Below are 18190 nucleotides of genomic sequence, written 5' to 3' on the forward strand. Positions count from 1 at the left end.
ACCGCCGGGGCGGAATCGCCCGCCTTCGGCTGACTGGAACCGTGAAGACATGATGAATCTGACTATGACCAGAAAGACCGTTTCCCTTTTGAGCTCGCTCGCCGCCGCGTTGACGATCGGCGCGATCGGCCTGCCCGCCCATGCGGCTATCGCGCTGGATCGCACGCGCGTGATTTTCGACGGCGACCAGAAAACGGTCAGCCTCAACATCAGCAATCAGAATAAGCAATTGCCCTATCTGGCCCAGGGGTGGATTGAAGACGATCGCGGCAACAAGATCCAAAGCCCTTTCACCGTGCTGCCGCCGGTGCAGCGGGTGGAGCCGGGCAAACCGAGCCAGGTGAAGATCCAGTCGCTGCCGGCGGCGCGTCAGCTGCCGCAGGACAGGGAGACGCTGTATTACTTCAACCTGCGTGAGATCCCGCCGCGCAGCAATAAGCCGAACACGCTGCAGATAGCGTTGCAGACGCGCATCAAAATGTTTTATCGCCCGGCGGCGCTCGCCCCGAAAAAGAACGCCGCACCGTGGCAGGAGCAGCTGACGCTGACCCGGCAGGGCGACAAGTACGTGGTGAACAACCCGACCCCGTATTACGTGACGATCGTTGAGGCGAGCGCCGGCAAGGGCGGGAAAGGGGCCGCCGGCTTTGAACCGTTGATGGTGGCGCCGAAGGCCAGCGCCTCGCTGAACGTCTCAGCCGCGAGCCTCGGCAGCGGCCCGTCGCTGGCGTACATCAACGATTACGGTGGTCGGCCGCAGTTGAACTTCCGCTGCGCCGGCAATGCCTGCCAGGTCGTGCCGGTCGCCAAATGACGCGCCGCGCGCAAGCAGGGAAGACCAAGTCATGAACACAGCGGAGTGAACGAATCATGCAACGAAAGAACCCCATGCTGTTGGGAAAGGCCTATGAACGTCATCAGCGACGCACTATTGGCCTGACGGTGTTGGCCGCGCTGATGGTGCCGCTGACGGCGGGCACGATGCTGATGCTGATGCCGCCGGCCCGCGCGGTGGATAACTGGGACGTTGAGGGGGCGAACGGCACTCTCCACGTCTACGGCGCGTTAACGGAAAGCGCCTGCAGCCTGGAAATGACCACCGCCCGCCAGGAGGTATGGCTGGGCGAGACGGGAACGGCGCACTTCCAGCGCCCGGGCGATCGCGGCACGCCGGTCGCCTTCGAGCTGACGTTGAAAGACTGCCTGCGGGCGCCGGCGAGCAACCGCGACGCCTGGACCGGGGTTCTGGCCTGGAGCGGCAGCCAGCCTGCGGTGTCCGTCGCGTTTTCCGCGCCGACGGATGACGACGCGCCGGGTCTGGTCAGCGTCGCCGGCGTCACCGGTTTGGGGTTGCAGTTGGCGGATGCCCACGGTCTGCCGGTCCGCCTCGGCGCGCGCAACAAACCGGTATTGCTGACGCCGGGACAAAACACCCTGACGTATACGGTGACGCCGGTGCGCACTCCGGCGACGCTGAGCGCCGGCGCTTACCGCGCGGCGATCGATTTCCGTCTTTATTACGACTAATACGCCGCTTGCGCCTGGCAGGCGCAAGCATAACCAAAGGGAGTGGCGTCATGCGCGCGACAGAGACGAACCGGCGCCGAAGCGCGCTGCTGGGAGCCGGCATGGTGATGCTGGCCGGCATGATGGCGCAGCCGGCGGCTGCGGCGGAAAACATGCGCTTTCACGGTACGCTGGTGGCCGAGCCGTGTGTCATACAACCGGGGGATGAGGACATCCAACTGGATTTCGGCACCATCGTCGACAAATACCTGTACCTGAACACCCGCACCCACAGCCAAACCTTCGCGTTGCACCTGACCGAGTGCGATCTCAGCCTGGGCAATACGGTGGCCATTACGTTTACCGGTACTGAGAACGCCAAACTGCCCGGCCTGTTGGCGTTGGATGGCGGCAGCCTGGCGTCGGGGATCGGCATCGGGCTGGAGGACAGCAGCGGCAAGGCGCTGCCGCTCAATCGCGCCAGCGATAAATTCCGTCTGAACGCCGGCAACACCACACTCACGCTGCAAGCCTATGTGCAGGGAGAGCCGGAAGCCATCCAGACGAAGTCCATCGGCCGCGGCACCTTCAGCGCGGTGGCCACCTTCACGTTGGAATACGAATAAGCGCCTACAAGGACAAGAAACGCAATGATGAGAAAGCACGTCAATCACGCCCTGCGCATGGGGATGCTGTGCCTGTTGGCGTTGAGCGCCGCCGCTTGCCAAAGCCAAAAGCCGGGCAAGCCTGCCGTGAACACCCAAAATCAGGCTGCGCAACCTCCGTCAGAAGAGGTGTTGCGCAAGCAACGTGAGGCCGAGCAATTGCGGCAGTGTCAGGAGCAACTGGGCGCGTTGCGCACGATCAACGAGAAACAGTATCAGCGCTACAAACAGGCGTTCGACAGCCTGATGAGCGGCGCTTCCCAGTACGCCAACCTGCGCGCCCGGGTAAACGGTGACACGCAGGAGACGGTGGATGCGCTGTATCGCTACAAGGTCAACTATCTGTGTGCCGGGGTGAATCAGGCGGTGTTGACCGGGCTGGCGGATCGCGGGGAGCAGGTTAAATGAGGCTGCGTCTGCTGGGCTGTGTCGCTTTGCTGTTCGCCGGCGTCGCGCAAGCGGACGACGGCGTGCCGGCGCTGCTGCAGTTTGCCGAGCAGTATCAACGGCAGAATATCGGTCCGGCGACCGAAAAAACGGCGCCGGACGACCGTGAGTCAGGGAAAAAAAAGCGTGAGCCGGCGAAGCGCCTGTCGGACAACAGCCAATCCACCTCACCGGCCAAAACGTTTACGCTGAGCCAGGAATTATTGGCGCGCGATCAACAGCTGGCGCGCCAGCGAATGGCGCTGACGGCGCTGCGCCAGGAGCTCGCCGCGCTGCGGGCGGAGAAAGCGGCGCCACCCGTCGCGGCGTTGCCGGACTCGTCAACGCTTCAACAGTGGATCGCCGGACTGGGCGCCGCCTGGCGTGGTTCGCCCGACGCGCAGCGCGCCGAGGCGCTGTTGCGTCAGGCGACGCAGGAAACCGCCAAAAGCAGAGCGACGGCGGCGCAGGCCGAACGGCGCGTCACCGAACTTGAGTCTGCCGCGCAGGCATCGGCACAAACGCTTGCACAACGCCAACGCGAGCACCAGGAGGCGTTGCACGCTCTGCGCGCCGCGTTGGAAGAAAGCGAGCAGAAGCGGGCCGGTGAGCAGAAGGCGACTCAGCAGGCGCGCGAAGACCTGCTGGCGTTGCGTAAGCGGCTGCAATGGGAGATGACGCCGGAGCAGTTGAAGGATGAACGCAAGCGTTTGTCCTATGCGGCGGGCAGTGCGCTGGGGCGGGATATTCAGGGGTTGATGACGGAGCGTCAAAGCTGGGGCGTGCCGGTGGATCGCGACAGCCTGTTGGCGGGCGTTATCGACAGCGTGTCGGGACGTTTGCAGCTGTCGCCGCAGGAACTGAATACGTTGACGGCGCAGGCGGATGCCGCCGCCGTGGCCGCGCGTGAGAAACGCGTTAACCAGCAGCGGCGGCGCGATGACGATTACCTGACGCAGTTCAGTCAACAAAAGGGCGTAAAGCAGTCGGCGATGGGCTTCTGGTATCGGGTGGATTATGCCGGGGAGGGGGCGCTGGCGCCAACGGCGGTGGTCGATGTTGTGGTGAAAGAGAAGCTGACCGACGGCACGGTGATCCAGGATATGGATCTGAGCGGCAAGGTGCTGTCGCAACCGCTGTCCGAATACCCGCCGCTGTTCCGGGAGGCGATAAGTCATCTGCACAACCACGGCTCGTTGACGATGGTCGTGCCACCGGCGCTGGCCTACGGTGAAACCGGCTACCCGCCGAAGGTGCCGCCCAACGCCACCATGGTTTATGAATTGCGCATCGACAACAGCCAGGCGCCGGCAAAGGGCGTCCAGGCGGTTAAACGGGAAGCCGACACGGCGGGAGGGCAGGGATGAACACGATGATAAAAATCGCGCTATTTGATGAGAATCGATACTTCAGCGCCGGTTGGCAAGAGGCTCTGGCGCTGCACTTCAGCACTTACGGCAAGCGCACGCTGTTAGTGGATGCGCGGCAGGCTCATGAAGCCGATCTGGTGTTCTGCTATTTTCCTCCCGGCGTGCAAAGCTGTTTTTGTCACCTCTCTGAGGCGCAGCCCGTGGGGCGTAAAACGCTGTATTTCTCGTTGCGAACGCCGGAGGGAAGGCATAAACGCACCGTCGGTAACCGCTGCTCGCTGGAGGCCGGCGTCATCTACCACGATATGCCGTTGGTTTCGGCGCTGTATCAGGTGAGCGCCGAGCTGGAGCGGCGCAGCAAATGGCCGGGCAGACTGAGCTGTGGCAGGAACTGCGCATGCCAACACCGGGGCTTGACGTTGCGCGAACAAGAGATCATGCGCTGCATGACGCGGGAGATGGGAGTCACGCAAATCGCTCGGATGCTGGATATTAGCGTGAAGACGGTCAGCAATCACAAGATGAGCGTCATGCGCAAAATGGGATTCCGGCGTAATGCCGAACTTTACGGCTGGCTGCGGCACAGCGCTCGTCCCGGGGCTGTGGGGCTTCGCGCGGGCATTCAGCCCGGCATTGCGGCAGGAAAGGATCGCTATTGAAACGGCGCCGGCCAAGTCACACCGGCCGGCGCCTTAAGTGCCTCGCCGTGGCGATCAGTTGCAGGCCACGACCTTGATCGCCAGCCCGCCCTGTGAGGTTTCGCGGTATTTGGCGTTCATGTCTTTGCCGGTCTCGTACATGGTTTCGATCACCTTATCCAGACAAACCCGCGGTTCGCTGGTCCGGCGCATCGCCATGCGTGCGGCGTTGACCGCCTTAACGGCGGAAATGGCGTTGCGTTCGATGCACGGCACCTGAACCTGGCCGGCGAGCGGATCGCAGGTCAGCCCCAAATGGTGCTCCATGGCGATCTCCGCCGCGATGCACACCTGCGCCGGGCTGCCGCCGAGCAGCTCGGTCAACCCGGCCGCCGCCATTGAACAGGCCACGCCCACTTCCCCCTGACAACCGACTTCGGCGCCGGAGATCGAGGCGTTCATCTTGTACAGCGCGCCAATCACGCCGGACGCCAGGAAATAGCGGGTGTAGGAGTTGGCGTTCACCGGGCGGATGAACTTGTCGTAGTAGGCCAGCACCGCAGGGATGATGCCACACGCGCCGTTGGTCGGCGCGGTGACCACGCGGCCGCCGGCCGCGTTCTCTTCGTTGACCGCCAACGCGAACATGTTGATCCAATCGACCACGTTCATCGGATCGATATTGTTCTTGTCTCCGGTCACCAGAATGCGGCGCAGCGCGGCGGCGCGGCGCGGCACTTTCATCGGGCCGGGCAGCAGCCCTTCGGTGTTGATGCCGCGCTCGATACCGGCGCTCATCACCTGCCAGACATCGGCGAAATGCGCGTCGATATCCGCCTTGCTGCGCAGCGCCAGCTCGTTTTGCATCACCAGGCCGGACAAGGACAGCCCGGTCTCCTTGCAATGCTGCTGCAGATCGTGCGCTGATTTGAACGGATAGGGCACCGGCGTGGCGCCCTCGGCGGACTGGCCGAAGTGCTCTTCGTCGACGATAAAACCGCCGCCGATCGAGTAATAGGTTTTGCTGTGCAGCAGGCGTTCACCGGCGAAGGCGCGGATGCGCATGCCGTTTTCATGCAGCGGCAGGTTGTCGCTGTGGAAGTTCATGCCGCCGTGCAGCGGGAAATCCACCTCGTGGTGGCCGTTGGCCAGCGGCAGGCGGCCGCGTTGCTCAACGTCGCGAATAAAGCCCGGAATGCTGTCGATGTCCACATCGTGCGGCAGGTTGCCAGCCAGGCCCATGATGATGGCGATGTCGGTGTGGTGACCTTTACCGGTCAATGACAGCGAACCGTAGACGTCGACCACCACGCGGGTGGTGTCCTGCAACTGCTGGTGCGCGATCAGCTCGTCGACGAACTGTTTGCCGGCCTTCATCGGGCCAACGGTGTGGGAGCTGGATGGGCCGATGCCGATTTTGAAAATATCGAAAACGCTGACCATGGTCTCGCCTCCTTCTTCAGGTTTCAGGCGGTGAATACGGGAAATGGGGGAGTGCGGGAGGGCCGGCGCGCAAGCGGCGCCGGCCGGGCGTGATTAGCCGAGCAGGCTGAACACGATGGCAGAGATGGCGATCAGACCCATCACAACCACGAACACGTTGCTGATGTGGCCGCTGTACTTGCGCATGGCAGGCACTTTACGGATGGCGTACATCGGCATCAGGAACAGCAGCATGGCGATGATTGGGCCACCCAGGGTTTCGATCATGCCCAGGATGCTTGGGTTCAGGGTGGCGACGATCCAGGTGGTCACCAGCATGAAGATAGCGGTCATGCGGTTCAACTTGGCGGTGCTGACGGTTTTGCCGCGGCTCTTCATCGACTTGGCGACCAGGCCGTTGAAGCCTTCACGGGCGCCCAGGTAGTGGCCCAGGAACGATTTGGTGATGGCGACGAAGGCGATAACCGGCGCGATGTACTCGATCATCGGGTTGTTAAAGTGGTTGGCCAGGTAAGACAGAATCGAGATGTTCTGCGCCTTGGCTTCCGCCAGGTTTTCCGGCGTCAGGCTCAGCACGCAGCTGAACACGAAGAACATCACGGTCAGCACCATCATGATGTGTGCATAAGCCAGAATGCGGGAGCATTTCTTCTCGGCGTCTGCGCCGTACTCTTCGCGTTTGGCGACGGCGAAGGCGGAGATGATCGGCGAGTGGTTGAAGGAGAACACCATCACTGGGATTGCCAGCCACAGGGTCATGATCAGGCCGTGACCCATGCCGGTACCGCTGCCGGACAGCGACACGTTTTCGAAGATGGCGCCGGTCCAGTTAGGGATCAGGTATACCGCCAGCAGCATCAGCACCGCCACAAACGGGAAGACCAGGATGCTCATGGTTTTCACGATGGCCTGCTCACCGAAGCGCACGATGGTCATCAGGCCGACGATCAGGATCAGCGACAGGATGGCGCGCGGCGGCGACGTCATGCCCAACTGGTGGGTAATGAAGCTGTCGACGGTGTTGGTGATCGCCACGCTGTAAACCAACAGAATCGGGTAGATGGCGAAGAAGTACAGCAGAGTAATCAGTTTACCGGCGGTGATGCCGAAGTGCTCTTCTACCACGGCGGTGATGTCTTCACCGGGATTTTTACCGGACAGAACGAAACGGCACAGGCCGCGGTGGGCAAAGAAGGTCATCGGGAAAGCGATGATGGCCATGATGATCAAAGGAATCAAACCGCCGATGCCGGCGTTGATTGGCAAGAACAGGACGCCTGCGCCGATGGCGGTGCCGTACAGGCCCAACATCCACATGGTATCCGTTTTACGCCAGGTAGTGCTGGAACCCGAAGCCGCAGAGGCAATTGTGCCGGTCTGTGTAGTGTCCATAAATATCTCCGAAGTGAACACGAATTTAAAATTAAAAGGCAAAACTTAAGGTTAAACCGTCAAACGTCCTATTCAGGCAACGCTTGCGGTAAGAATCAGGTGTTGCTTGCGGGGATGTTTTGGCGTCCCCCTGGTTGTGTATTGTGTTCATTACCACAGGCACAGCGCCGGGTAATTCACCAAAGACTTTTCACCGCCACGGGGTGATAAAAGTCGTTACCGCTGCCGACAGGTCTTTGCCTGTCGATTTTTGTTGGCGGCAAGATAACGATTTACAGTAGAAACAACCGTGATCCTGCTCTCAAATGCGTAATGTGTGCAGTTATCTGCTTTTTCATCGATTTTTCGCGCATTTGTTGCACATTTGTGTAAGATTTTGTGCTGAGAACGCTCTCATAAAAATTTCTGCGATTATGCGGCTTGTACAATAATTAGCCGGATAAAGCGCTGTGCTCAGCAGCAAGCCGAGCAATATATTTTATGCGTGGTTTTGGATCTAGCTAAAAACCCGGATTAAGCAGTTTTAGTGACGTAGATCACATTGTATTTTTAAGTCAAATGAGCGGTATTGATTTGTTTTTAAAGGATTTCAATTGAAAAACACCGCTAGTAACGAAGGGAAATTACTTACGTGGTTAGCGGATAAAAATGCGTAACCATTCATCATATAAATAACAGATAGCTAACAGGTATTGGCGAGATTTGCTGCAATAGCCTAACCGGCCGTTTATTTAAACATCCCGGTCTTTGGCGCGATTTATCATATAAAAGCCATAAATAGTCGTTAATTCATCCAGCTGAAAGCAGGTTTGACCAGAGAGAAAATAATCACTCGGGTGACCTGTTGCATTTTATTAACCTGATGTTGCGTGAGGATAAGCGAAAAATGCGTATCGATTGCGCATTATTTGTTCATCGCGGGCTGTGGGAAAAGAGAGATTTCAGCGGCGCGCGTCGTTTCCGACGGCGCTGAAGGGGGATCAATAGCGGGTAGCGATGGCGTTATCGTTGAAGAACGCCATGAAGTCGGCGTCCGGCTGGCGATCGGTGATCACCCGATCGAACTGCGTCAGCGGGCCGATACAGGCCGGCTTGATTTTGCCGAACTTGCTGTGATCCGCCACCAGGATCTTTTGCTGCGCCATCGCCATCGCGCGATGCTTCATCTCCAGCTCGTCGAAGTTGAAGCAGGTGGCGCCGTGCCGCAGGCTGAGGCCGGCGGCGGAGATAAAGGCGATGTTCGGGCAGATGTGATCGAGCTCATTGCGGCCGCCGACGCTGGAAAAGATGTAGTTGTTCGGTTTGAACTCGCCGCCGCACAGGATCACCTTGCAATTCGGTTTGTCTTGCAGCGCCAGGAAGGTGTTCAGCGAATGGCACACGGCGGTGAAGGTCAGTTCGTCGGCAATGGCGTCGATGATCGTCGGGGTAGTGGTCCCGCAGTCGAAAAACACCGTGTCGTTTTCATTAATCAACGGCGCCGCCAGCAGGCCGATGCGCCGTTTCTCCGTGACCTGTTTGGCTTTTTGATCGGAAACGAAGTAGTTGGTTACGCCGTTGCTGCGCGGATCGGTCACCACATAGCCGCCGAGCAGCACCACCGCCGCCGGCTCGGCGCTCAGATCGCGGCGAATGGTCATCTCCGAGACCCCCAGCAGCGCGGCGGCTTCTTTCAGGTGGATCTTGTCAGCGCGTTTTAACGCCTGAACTAACCGGTTGATACGTTCTTCGCGCCGCGTTTCCATAGATCCGTCTTCCCACAGGTAGTAGAGGTAAAAAAGCGTGCCGCCGTTTCCGGCGCTAAACACAACGATGCGGGGCAATATCGGGCCGCATCGGCCGCCCGTATTGTCCCGCATCGGAGTGTATTGGCTGCGCCCGTCAAGGCGCGCCGACGATCAGTAGCTGCCAGCCGCCGCCTGCGCGCCGGATACGATGGCAACGCCGGAGCTGGTGCCGATACGCGTGGCGCCGGCTTTGATCATCTTCTCGGCGGTGGCGCGATCGCGCACGGCGCCGGAAGCTTTCACGCCCATTTCGCTGCCCACCGTCTCGCGCATCAGTTTGACGTGCTCTTCCCGAGCGCCGCCGGTGCTGAAGCCGGTGGAGGTTTTAACGAAGGCGACATCGAGTTCGCGACACATTTCACAAACCTGGACGATCTGCGCATCGCTGAGCAGGCAGGTTTCCAATATTACCTTCAACGGGATCGCCGCGCAAACCTCGCGCACGGCGGCGATGTCGGCTTTCACTTCGTCCAGCAGGCCGCTTTTCAGCCAGCCGACGTTGATCACCATATCGATCTCTTGCGCGCCGGCGGCGATCGCCGCTTTGGCTTCAAAGGCTTTGGCGACGGTCAGGCCGGCACCCAGCGGGAAACCGATCACCGAGCAGACTTTCACGGTGCTTTCCTGCAGCAGCTGGGCTGCCAACGGCACGTAGCCGGAGTTGACGCACACCGCATAGAAGTTGTGCTGCTGGGCTTCTTCGCACAGTTTGGCGATCTGCATTTCGGTGGCGTCCATGGCCAGCAGGGTGTGGTCGACATAGCGGGCGTAATCGATGTTTTCGGAGGTCATCGCGGTTCCTTAATGAAGTTGAGAAAAGAGCGTTGATAGAGGATGTGAAAATAATAACATTACAATGCGGGTAAACCTAGCGGGATTTGAAAAATGTCGACGAGATCATAGTTATCTCACTGTTATATGTATAACTTAGGGGAGGTTTATTTGTTATTTAAATAACATTTTCAGCGGCCGCTCGCGGCCTGCGCGGGCGAAATGTCGAGGGAAAACGATGAAAATCAACATTGATCTGGTTCCTGCCGCGTTCGGGGCGCATCGGCAGGCGCTGTTCCGCAATGCGGATTTCGCGGTGAGCGCCCATCGCTGCGCAGAGCGCGGGCCAATGCTGACGCTGGCGAATCGGCGCGGGGCACTGACGGTCTTGCCGTATCAGGGCCTGGCGATTTGGGATGCTGAATTTGACGGTTACTCATTGAAATCGGGCCGCCGCAGCGGGCGGGGCGCCGGAAGAAAGCGCGATGATGTCGCCGCGTTCTGCCCCGCCTGGCCGAGTCACGACGGCGCATCGCTCCAGATGCAACGCGTGTGGCTGCAGCTGGCGGGCGACGAGCTGACGTTGCAGGGCGAAGGCGAGCGGTTGGGCGAGGGATGGCGCATCGGCCCGGCGCTGCGCTTGGCGGCGCAGAGCGCGCAGTTCGCCATTGAGATGAAAGTCACCAATCTGGCCGATCGGCCGCAGCCGCTGCGCTATGTGTGCCGCCTCAACTACGATTGCATTCCCGACGCGGTATTCCGCCAAAACTTGCCGACGCCGGCGCTGTTGGGGGAGGCGCTCGGGCAGGAACTGCTGTGTTCCGATGATCTGTCTCGCTACGTGGACCGAGCCGAATTCTTTATGCTGGCGCCGCAAGGCCGGCGCTATGTAACGCGTTTCGCCACCGGGCAATTCAACTATGGTCTCCGGCGCATCGCCGTTCAGGGCAACCGGCAGTTGCTTTCCTTTATCCAGCCGGCAAACTGCCGCCCGAATGCGCCAGAGGGTGAGGGAGTGATGCTGGGAGCGGGAAAAACGCGGGCGTTCTGCGTGACCACCGGCGTGGTGTGAAATAAGCAGGGGCGGTAACGCCCCTGTCATGTTGTGCGGTTACTCTTTCACCCAACCGCGGCGAATGGCGAAGGCGAACAGGAAACGATACAGGCGCGACAGCCTGTCGGCGATGACATCGCCGAACAGATTCCACACCAGTTGGGCGAACAGGCAGCCCACCAGGCCGAGCAGGAAACCGCCGACCATATCCAGCGGCCAGTGCACGCCGAGGTAAACGCGTGACCAGGCGATGCCGACGGCGACGATCATCAGCAGCACGCCGGACCAAACGCGGTGCCAGAACAGGAACGCCAGCGCGAAGGTAAAGATGGCGGTGCCGTGATCGCTCGGGAACGAGCTGTCCGGCGCGTGTGGCAGGAAGGTATAACCGACGCCGGCGACGAACGGGCGCTCATGCGGCAGCAGCGCGCCAATAGCGGAAGCGGCAAGCATGGCGAACAGCAGCGCGATAGTGGTTTTCGCTACCACCTGGCGTTGCGAAACCAGCTGGCTTTGCGGCCCCCACAGCCAAAGACCGACGATCAGCAGCGGCACGATGATGATCAGATCGCGCGCCAAAAAGGTGGCGAAATCGATCATCCATTCAGGAGACGCCGGAGTCGCATTGATCCAGGCGAAAAGAAAATGGTTCAACTGTTCCATAACCGTTACCTCGTCTTGCGGCGCCAATAGCCGCTAACCGTCCAATAAATAGCCAACTGGCTTAACCAAACCCACCAACCCGCCCACAGGTTATGGGTAAGAAAATGTGCGCCGCGCATGATCTGACCAAAGCCCATCACCATGCCTAGCGCGATGCCGCCGCACCAACACCACCAGGCGAGGCGCGGACGCTGCGGATAAAACAGGAAAAACAACGCCATCACCGTGAAACCGCTCGAGGCGTGCCCGCCGGGGAAACAGCGGCCGGGGCCCGGTAGCGCCGGTACCGCGCCGAATAGCGGGAAGGACATCGCTTTGCCGCCGTACTCAATCAGATCCCACGGGCAGGAGTGCGCGCTGGTGGCTTTGAGAATGCCCACCACCAGCGGGCCGATGCCAATCAGCAGCATGGTCACGATCAGGCGCGCGCTGCGGCGATAGATGCCCCAAAACAGCGTCAGCACCGCGCCTACGATCACTATCTGCTTCAACAGGCGGTGATTGATCAGATCCAGCCAATAATTGTTTTGCCACGGGAAATGCCCGCTGGCGGCATCGTACCAATAGTTGCTGATCGCCCAATCCAGCTGTTCGTTGCGGGAGAGCCACAGAAACACCAGACCGCTGATCAGCAGGCCAAAAACCTGCCAACGGTAAAAGGATGTCGACAGGGAGTAAAGGGCGGTTGTCTTAATTTGCGGTGTCGTTGAGGATTGATTTAATGACGATTCTGGATTCACGCGCTGGCTCGGTGACAGGATTGAATGACGTCACTGTAATAATTCTGTCTTAAGAAAACCTTAGTCCGCCGGCAAGAAAACCCTATCTGATACACCCGCTTGTGCGAAGGTAATCGCTTGTTTTTCTCGTCTTAACCCGAGGGTGTGCTGGCTAATTGCTCCGCTTAACGGTTTATATCAGGCGATTGTCACTATTTATCACCTATTGTAAAGAAGATTAAACCTGTGGCGGGCTTGGCGGTAGTGTATTAGTTTATAGTCGGATTATTTGACAAAGTGTAGGGATAAAACATGAACAAGGCATCCGTTGTATTTTCCGGCCTGCTGATGGCCGTTTCCGCTGGCGCTATGGCGGCGACCTCTGGCGATGACGCAGACATGAGCAAACAGCCGCTGGAAAAAGTCGCGCCTTACCCGAAAGCCGAGAAGGGCATGAATCGCCAGGTGATCTACCTGCCGAAGCAAGAGCACGAAGAGAACTACAAGGTAGAACTGCTGATCGGCAAGACGCTGGAAGTGGACTGCAACCGCCATATGATTGGCGGCACGCTGGAGACCAAAACCCTGTCCGGCTGGGGTTACGACTACCTGGTGCTGGAGAAGCTGTCTGAACCGGCCTCGACCATGATGGCCTGCCCGGACAATACCAAGACCAAGAAATTCATCGCTGCCAACCTGGGCGACGCCGCGATGCAGCGCTACAACAGCCGCCTGCCGATCGTGGTGTATGCGCCGAAAGACGCGGAAGTGAAATACCGCATCTGGAAAGCCGAAGACACCGTAAGCCAGGCTGAGCAGAAATAACCGCCGCCTGACGCCGCTCCGCTGGCCATTCCCGGTTGGCGGAGCCTTTCTCCTTCCTGTCTCCTTATCATTCCCGCATCTTTGACACTCGACTGATTGCTTTCGGGCGTGGCTTTTAGGCGCGACATGGCAACGAAATACGCAAGACAATACCTCTTCACAAATGCACAGGAAGCACGCAGCTGCATGGATGGGAGAGGATGCGCGCGTATAGAAATAGAGCAAAGAAATCTTTACTGAAGTGTGATAATTTTGCGCATTCCCTATTAATGGAATGACACAGAAGATAAGGATATCCAATGCGTTATCGTTCGCTAACGCTCGACGAGCCCCGTAACAGCCGCACACCTGGCGAGTTGCTTGATGATGGTGCGCCTGTGCCGACCACGGAACCCTGCGAGTGGGCAGGCACCGTATGAAACTGATTCATTTCTCCTCTGAACACACGGCGCCGGAAAGCTTTTCCAGGATACTTAACCCGACAGCAGCGCGGCATGAGCTGGAACGGCATTATTTGTTCGGCGGCGCGGCCGGCATATCGATAAGCAGCCGGTATCCGATCAGCCGCAATACTCAATCCGGGATTGGCGTCACCGGTTATCGTGAGGACGTGGCTATGAAGCGCAGCGTACTCGATGAGATCAACCGGGGCGGCTTGCTGGCGATTGATCAGGGAATGGGCACCTGGACGCCGACGAAATATGCCTTTTACGTCGACGCGGAAGGCCGATTACAGCGCTACCCAGGCAGCTCTCTTCCCGCCTTTTATCCTACCGGGCGCGTGATCGCCCGCTATGAAGAAATGGTCAGCCGCTATGGCCACCGGGCAAAACCGACGGTGCTGCCGGCGAGGCAGAATACGACCCGGAATCCTCCTCTGCAGCAAGCCATTGCTACCGCAGTAGCAACCGTTGCCGCCACGGTGCAGGCCATCCGCCCAATGACCAAGGCAGAACGCTGGCAAGAACGCCAGTACCTGATAGGGCGAGGCAACCGCAGCATTTACCCGGATGCGCGCATGGCGGCACAGCGCCTGGCGGAGAACAACGTCGCGGTCGAAAAGGCGAAGTTGGCTGAGAATGTCTATAAGACCACTAACCCGCTCAAGGACACGATAGACATCCCTGAAGGCTGGAAGGATATCAGTAACAATGATGGGGCACTGGGTCGGCTAGGTTTGAGCAGTAACATGCTTTATGACAAACCAATGAATCCTGATTTTTTAGCCCGAGTTTATCAGCCAGACGAGAGTGTCTTTGGCAAGGCGATGAACCCGACGGTGGTGTTCCGCGGATCGCGCGCACCAGAATTCCCGGAGGGGATAAGCCACGCAGCCCAAAAAGCCTTATTAAGGGGGGACTTGTCAGGCGTTAAAAATCTCAGTGACTGGAAAAACAACGGTGCTCAAGGAATAGGACTTAATTCTGAATACTACAAAAAAGCGGTTGGTATTGGCGATAAAATTTCAAAAGTATCCAATATCGACGTTGCAGGTCATTCATTAGGAGGAGGTATGGCGTCCGCAGCCTCTATGGCCAGCGGCAAACCTGCTTGGACGTTTAATGCAGCAGGCCTGAATGCGGGAACCGTCGAAAAATACGGCGGCTCTATAATAGGCAGCGCCGATAATATTCAGGCGTATCGCGTAAAAGGAGAGCTGTTGACCAAGCTGCAGGAGGTTGATTTATGGGAGGATGCCAAAGACCTCAAATTTTATCCGCCTGCGGTGATGGCGAAAGAACGGTTGTCCATGTTGGCGCCTGACGCCGTGGGAGTAAAGCATACGCTTCCCGGTGGAACAGGTTCACTGCTGGATAAGCACGGTATAGACCAGGCGATACAATGCATTGAAAATGAGAAAGACGATGACATTGCCACAATCAAGGGACGAATATGAAAAAAATCATACTCATTATCACGATGCTAGTGTCTACGCTCATCATGCAGGGGTGCAAACAAGGTATGGATTTACAACCACAGGATTATTTTGACGGTCAGCAATTGGACATTGCCAAAGCCATTTATGATGGTGACAGGCCGCAGTTGGATAACTTATTGTCATCAGTAAACAAAGAGATCTTAAATCGTCCAGCTAAGGAAGAAATGACCTTATTGTTTTGGGCAATAAACAATGCCATCTATGACAAAACCACACCTGAAAGGCTGAAAATTATCACTGACTTGGTAAAAGCCGGAGCAGACCCTTTACAGCCTCAACCTAACACGCCGGGTAGTCCCGCTGAATTTGTTATGAAAGCGGATAAAGGCATCTGGATACAGGCTATGTTAGAGGGCGGACTCTCTCCAAATGCTAAGGATAAGGTTCATAATCAACCCATTATATTCAATAGCATCTTTGCAAAAAACACAGAGACATTAGAGGTCATGTTGGATTATGGCGCTGATATAAATATAAGAAATTCACTGGGTGATACGCTGCTCATCGATGCTTTAGATTATCACTCCTATGACCACGTCATTTTTCTATTAGAAAAAGGCGCCAATAGCGATATAAGAGGCAACTCAGGTTGGACGATGGGTAATCAACTGCAACGGCTGATTAATAGAAGTCAGGATGGCAGCGAGGCGAAAGCGTCTCTTGAGCGCATCAAAGACGAGCTAATTAAGCGTGGTGGGAAATGGCCGCCGGCTCCTGTCAGTCAATAAGCAAACCCGAAGTGGCGGGATGCTAAGATCAATCCAATTAGTGACCGACGGTACCGTTATGGCCAGTGGCGACGAGAGTGCTGTTGTTAAGTACCGTTTGTGACGCCATCTCTTTGAACAGTGGAGGACCCACAAGCAGCGTTTCTATGTTGAAACCTGCACATTGATAGGGATGCTGGCGTAAGCGACGCTCAGAGATAGGATGCTTTATGCCTGACGACGAGGCCGCGACAGCAGGTGTTGCGGGCTGCTTCAGGCAACAAAAACCCGATAATCTTGAACCTAAAAGGCGGGATTATCGGGCTCCACAAAATGGGGACATCAAAGAAAAGCAGTGGCACTAATTCAGACTGCGGCCCCCAACGAAAGTTCTGGCCAGCGACAAAAAAATCAAAATATTTTTATCGCCGATCCATCTCTCTTGCTAATCGATCAGCCGAGTATGCCCGGCCATAGCACCACGATGAGTGAACCCGCCAGCGTTAACAGCACGTTAGCGATGGCGTAGGTGCCGGCGTAACCCAGCGCCGGGATGTTGCTACGCGCGGTATCGCTGATGATCTCCATCGCCGGTGCGCAGGTGCGGGCGCCCATAATCGCGCCGAACAGCAGGGCGCGGTTCATGCGCAGTACGTAGGCGCCGAACAGGAAGCAGATAATCACCGGCACCAGGCTGACGATCAGCCCGGCGATCAGCATCTGGCCGCCGACCGCGCCCAGGCTGTGGCCGATGCCGGCGCCGGCGCTCAGGCCTACGCCCGCCATAAACACCATCAAGCCGAACTCTTTCACCATGTTCAGCGCGCCCTGAGGAATGTAGCCGAAGGTCGGGTGGTTGGCGCGCAGGAAGCCGAGCATAATGCCGGACATCAGCAGGCCGGCGGCGTTGCCGATGCCGAACGAGAAGTTGCTGAACTGTATGGTGATCTGGCCGATCAAAAGGCCGATGATGAAGAAGGCGCAGAACGCCAGCAGATCGGTCACCTGGCTGTGAATCGAGATAAAGCCAATTTTCTCCGCCACGCTCTTCACCCGGCGCGCGTCGCCGCTCACCTGCAGCACGTCGCCTTTGTTGAGCACGATGCTGTCGTCGATCGGCATTTCGATCTGGCTGCGGATCACGCGGTTGAGGAAGCAGCCGTGGTCGGTCAGCTTCAGCTGGCTCAGGCGTTTGTTCACCGCGTTGCTGTTCTTCACCACGATCTCTTCGGTCACGATGCGCATGTCGAGCAGATCGCGGTCAAACACTTCCTTACCGTTGCGGAAGCTCGGATCCAGCCGCGCGTGGGCGTCCGGGTAGCCGACCAGCGAAATCTCATCGCCCACCTGCAGCACCGCGTCACCGTCCGGGTTGGCCAGAATGCCGTTGCGGCGGATGCGTTCGATGTAGCAGCCGGTCTGGCGGTAGATGCCCAGCTCGCGCAGGTTCTTGCCGTCGGCCCAGGCCACCAGCTCGGGGCCGACGCGGTAGGCGCGGATCACCGGCAGGTAGACCTTGCGCTGGCTGTCGGTGTCCAGGCCGCGTTCACGAGCGATTTGCTGGGCGGAGGTGGACAGATCCTGGTGCTGCAGCTTCGGCAGGTAGCGCGCGCCAAAAATCAGGCTGACCAGACCGATCAGGTAGGTGAGGGCATAGCCGAGGCTCAGATGATCCTGCGCCGCCAGCAGCGCCGGGCCGTTGACGATGGTGTTGCGCAGCGTATCGCCGGCCCCCACCAGCACCGGCGTGGAGGTCATCGAGCCGGCCAGCATGCCGGCGGTCAGGCCGATGTCCCAGTGGAACAGCTTGCCGAGACCGATGGCGATCACCATCGCCGAACCGACCATCACCAGCGCCAGCATCAGGTAATTTTTGCCGTCGCGGAAGAAAATCGAGAAAAAGTTAGGCCCGGCTTCCACCCCGACGCAGAAAATAAACAGCATGAAGCCGAGATTCAGCGCCTCGGTGTTAATGGCGAAGTGTTGCTGGCCGAGCAACAAGGAAACCACTAAAACGCCAATGGAATTACCGAGTTGGACGGAGCCCAGACGGAGTTTACCGAGGCACAGCCCCAGCGCGAGTACCACGAACAGTAACAGAATGTAGTTACCGTTTAACAAACTAGCGACGTTTATGTTCACGGAGGATAACTTATTGTTTACCAGTAAGTGCTTGATATAGATAACTATAAGAGATAAATTCAGCCTTAAAACGACGTCATAAATCACCACCAGCAGAAAGCGAAGCGAACCATCGTTCGGCGGCGTTCATTCTAGACGCTATG

The 18190-nt window shown here is 58.1% G+C and carries 17 protein-coding genes; 10 read left to right on the forward strand and 7 right to left on the reverse strand.

Annotated elements, in window-relative coordinates; all coding sequences use genetic code 11:
* Positions 1–49: 49 nt before the first annotated feature.
* The 6 genes from ITX55_RS13960 (at position 50) to ITX55_RS13985 (ending at position 4626) form a co-directional block, all read left to right on the forward strand.
* A complete protein-coding gene (locus ITX55_RS13960; protein WP_089191437.1) occupies positions 50–814 on the forward strand; it encodes a fimbria/pilus periplasmic chaperone in 765 nt (254 codons plus the stop codon).
* Positions 815–888: 74 nt separating this feature from the next.
* A complete protein-coding gene (locus ITX55_RS13965; RefSeq protein ID WP_042784069.1) occupies positions 889–1527 on the forward strand; it encodes a fimbrial protein in 639 nt (212 codons plus the stop codon).
* 50 nt (positions 1528–1577) lie between these two features.
* Positions 1578–2132, forward strand: a complete 555-nt coding sequence (locus ITX55_RS13970; protein WP_033642504.1) for a fimbrial protein — start codon at positions 1578–1580, stop codon at positions 2130–2132.
* 24 nt (positions 2133–2156) lie between these two features.
* Positions 2157–2579: a hypothetical protein gene (locus ITX55_RS13975; protein ID WP_046686746.1), complete on the forward strand. Its 423-nt coding sequence runs from the start codon at positions 2157–2159 to the stop codon at positions 2577–2579.
* Positions 2576–3964, forward strand: a complete 1389-nt coding sequence (locus tag ITX55_RS13980) for an FKBP-type peptidyl-prolyl cis-trans isomerase N-terminal domain-containing protein (protein WP_069100895.1) — start codon at positions 2576–2578, stop codon at positions 3962–3964. Before ITX55_RS13975 ends, ITX55_RS13980 begins: the two co-directional genes overlap by 4 nt.
* Positions 3961–4626, forward strand: a complete 666-nt coding sequence (locus tag ITX55_RS13985) for a helix-turn-helix transcriptional regulator (RefSeq protein WP_069100894.1) — start codon at positions 3961–3963, stop codon at positions 4624–4626. Before ITX55_RS13980 ends, ITX55_RS13985 begins: the two co-directional genes overlap by 4 nt.
* 54 nt (positions 4627–4680) lie before the next feature.
* Here the strand turns inward: ITX55_RS13985 and ITX55_RS13990 are convergent, their stop codons facing one another.
* The 4 genes from ITX55_RS13990 to deoC form a co-directional block, all read right to left on the reverse strand.
* Positions 4681–6048 (reverse strand): L-serine ammonia-lyase, encoded by a 1368-nt coding sequence (locus ITX55_RS13990; protein ID WP_033642507.1) that lies wholly within the window; start codon positions 6046–6048, stop codon positions 4681–4683.
* 93 nt (positions 6049–6141) lie between these two features.
* Positions 6142–7440, reverse strand: a complete 1299-nt coding sequence (locus ITX55_RS13995; RefSeq protein ID WP_033650641.1) for an HAAAP family serine/threonine permease — start codon at positions 7438–7440, stop codon at positions 6142–6144.
* A gap of 980 nt (positions 7441–8420) precedes the next feature.
* The gene (gene deoR, locus ITX55_RS14000) at positions 8421–9185 is read right to left on the reverse strand and encodes a DNA-binding transcriptional repressor DeoR (RefSeq protein WP_042784074.1); all 765 of its coding nucleotides are present in this window, start codon (positions 9183–9185) and stop codon (positions 8421–8423) included.
* A gap of 153 nt (positions 9186–9338) precedes the next feature.
* Positions 9339–10019 (reverse strand): deoxyribose-phosphate aldolase, encoded by a 681-nt coding sequence (gene deoC, locus ITX55_RS14005; protein ID WP_033642510.1) that lies wholly within the window; start codon positions 10017–10019, stop codon positions 9339–9341.
* Between the two features lie 217 nt (positions 10020–10236).
* Between deoC and ITX55_RS14010 the strand changes: the two genes are divergently transcribed.
* On the forward strand, positions 10237–11070 hold the full coding sequence (locus ITX55_RS14010) for a hypothetical protein (protein ID WP_033650643.1): 834 nt from the start codon (positions 10237–10239) through the stop codon (positions 11068–11070).
* Positions 11071–11109: 39 nt separating this feature from the next.
* Here the strand turns inward: ITX55_RS14010 and ybjG are convergent, their stop codons facing one another.
* Both ybjG and ITX55_RS14020 read right to left on the reverse strand, forming a co-directional pair.
* Positions 11110–11715: an undecaprenyl-diphosphate phosphatase gene (gene ybjG / locus ITX55_RS14015; protein WP_033642512.1), complete on the reverse strand. Its 606-nt coding sequence runs from the start codon at positions 11713–11715 to the stop codon at positions 11110–11112.
* Positions 11716–11720: 5 nt separating this feature from the next.
* Entirely contained in the window at positions 11721–12455 is a 735-nt protein-coding gene (locus tag ITX55_RS14020; RefSeq protein WP_108680380.1) for a phosphatase PAP2 family protein, read from the reverse strand.
* Between the two features lie 291 nt (positions 12456–12746).
* On the opposite strand from ITX55_RS14020, the gene eco reads away from it, so the two are divergent.
* The 3 genes from eco (at position 12747) to ITX55_RS14035 (ending at position 15926) form a co-directional block, all read left to right on the forward strand.
* The gene (gene eco, locus ITX55_RS14025) at positions 12747–13259 is read left to right on the forward strand and encodes a serine protease inhibitor ecotin (RefSeq protein WP_033642514.1); all 513 of its coding nucleotides are present in this window, start codon (positions 12747–12749) and stop codon (positions 13257–13259) included.
* A gap of 415 nt (positions 13260–13674) precedes the next feature.
* Positions 13675–15156 carry a phospholipase gene (locus ITX55_RS14030; RefSeq protein ID WP_108680381.1) on the forward strand — a complete coding sequence of 494 codons (1482 nt, stop codon included), beginning with the start codon at positions 13675–13677 and terminating at the stop codon, positions 15154–15156.
* A complete protein-coding gene (locus ITX55_RS14035) occupies positions 15153–15926 on the forward strand; it encodes an ankyrin repeat domain-containing protein (RefSeq protein ID WP_108680382.1) in 774 nt (257 codons plus the stop codon). Before ITX55_RS14030 ends, ITX55_RS14035 begins: the two co-directional genes overlap by 4 nt.
* Before the next feature lie 432 nt (positions 15927–16358).
* Here ITX55_RS14035 and ITX55_RS14040 read toward each other — a convergent pair whose 3' ends face one another.
* Positions 16359–18047: an aspartate:alanine antiporter gene (locus tag ITX55_RS14040; RefSeq protein ID WP_004938680.1), complete on the reverse strand. Its 1689-nt coding sequence runs from the start codon at positions 18045–18047 to the stop codon at positions 16359–16361.
* Between the last annotated feature and the right edge of the window lie 143 nt (positions 18048–18190).

The sequence above is a fragment of the Serratia sp. EWG9 genome (assembly GCF_019913725.1).
In the GTDB taxonomy this organism is placed as follows: Bacteria; Pseudomonadota; Gammaproteobacteria; order Enterobacterales; family Enterobacteriaceae; genus Serratia; species Serratia ureilytica.

What these genes read in the sequence shown, in the direction of transcription:
- ITX55_RS13960 (WP_089191437.1), top strand. Translation starts at nt 50, where the DNA reads ATGATGAATCTGACTATGACCAGAAAGACCGTTTCCCTTTTGAGCTCG.
- ITX55_RS13965 (WP_042784069.1), top strand. Translation starts at nt 889, where the DNA reads ATGCTGTTGGGAAAGGCCTATGAACGTCATCAGCGACGCACTATTGGC.
- ITX55_RS13970 (WP_033642504.1), top strand. Translation starts at nt 1,578, where the DNA reads ATGCGCGCGACAGAGACGAACCGGCGCCGAAGCGCGCTGCTGGGAGCC.
- ITX55_RS13975 (WP_046686746.1), top strand. Translation starts at nt 2,157, where the DNA reads ATGATGAGAAAGCACGTCAATCACGCCCTGCGCATGGGGATGCTGTGC.
- ITX55_RS13980 (WP_069100895.1), top strand. Translation starts at nt 2,576, where the DNA reads ATGAGGCTGCGTCTGCTGGGCTGTGTCGCTTTGCTGTTCGCCGGCGTC.
- ITX55_RS13985 (WP_069100894.1), top strand. Translation starts at nt 3,961, where the DNA reads ATGAACACGATGATAAAAATCGCGCTATTTGATGAGAATCGATACTTC.
- ITX55_RS13990 (WP_033642507.1), bottom strand. Translation starts at nt 6,048, where the DNA reads ATGGTCAGCGTTTTCGATATTTTCAAAATCGGCATCGGCCCATCCAGC.
- ITX55_RS13995 (WP_033650641.1), bottom strand. Translation starts at nt 7,440, where the DNA reads ATGGACACTACACAGACCGGCACAATTGCCTCTGCGGCTTCGGGTTCC.
- deoR (WP_042784074.1), bottom strand. Translation starts at nt 9,185, where the DNA reads ATGGAAACGCGGCGCGAAGAACGTATCAACCGGTTAGTTCAGGCGTTA.
- deoC (WP_033642510.1), bottom strand. Translation starts at nt 10,019, where the DNA reads ATGACCTCCGAAAACATCGATTACGCCCGCTATGTCGACCACACCCTG.
- ITX55_RS14010 (WP_033650643.1), top strand. Translation starts at nt 10,237, where the DNA reads ATGAAAATCAACATTGATCTGGTTCCTGCCGCGTTCGGGGCGCATCGG.
- ybjG (WP_033642512.1), bottom strand. Translation starts at nt 11,715, where the DNA reads ATGGAACAGTTGAACCATTTTCTTTTCGCCTGGATCAATGCGACTCCG.
- eco (WP_033642514.1), top strand. Translation starts at nt 12,747, where the DNA reads ATGAACAAGGCATCCGTTGTATTTTCCGGCCTGCTGATGGCCGTTTCC.
- ITX55_RS14030 (WP_108680381.1), top strand. Translation starts at nt 13,675, where the DNA reads ATGAAACTGATTCATTTCTCCTCTGAACACACGGCGCCGGAAAGCTTT.
- ITX55_RS14035 (WP_108680382.1), top strand. Translation starts at nt 15,153, where the DNA reads ATGAAAAAAATCATACTCATTATCACGATGCTAGTGTCTACGCTCATC.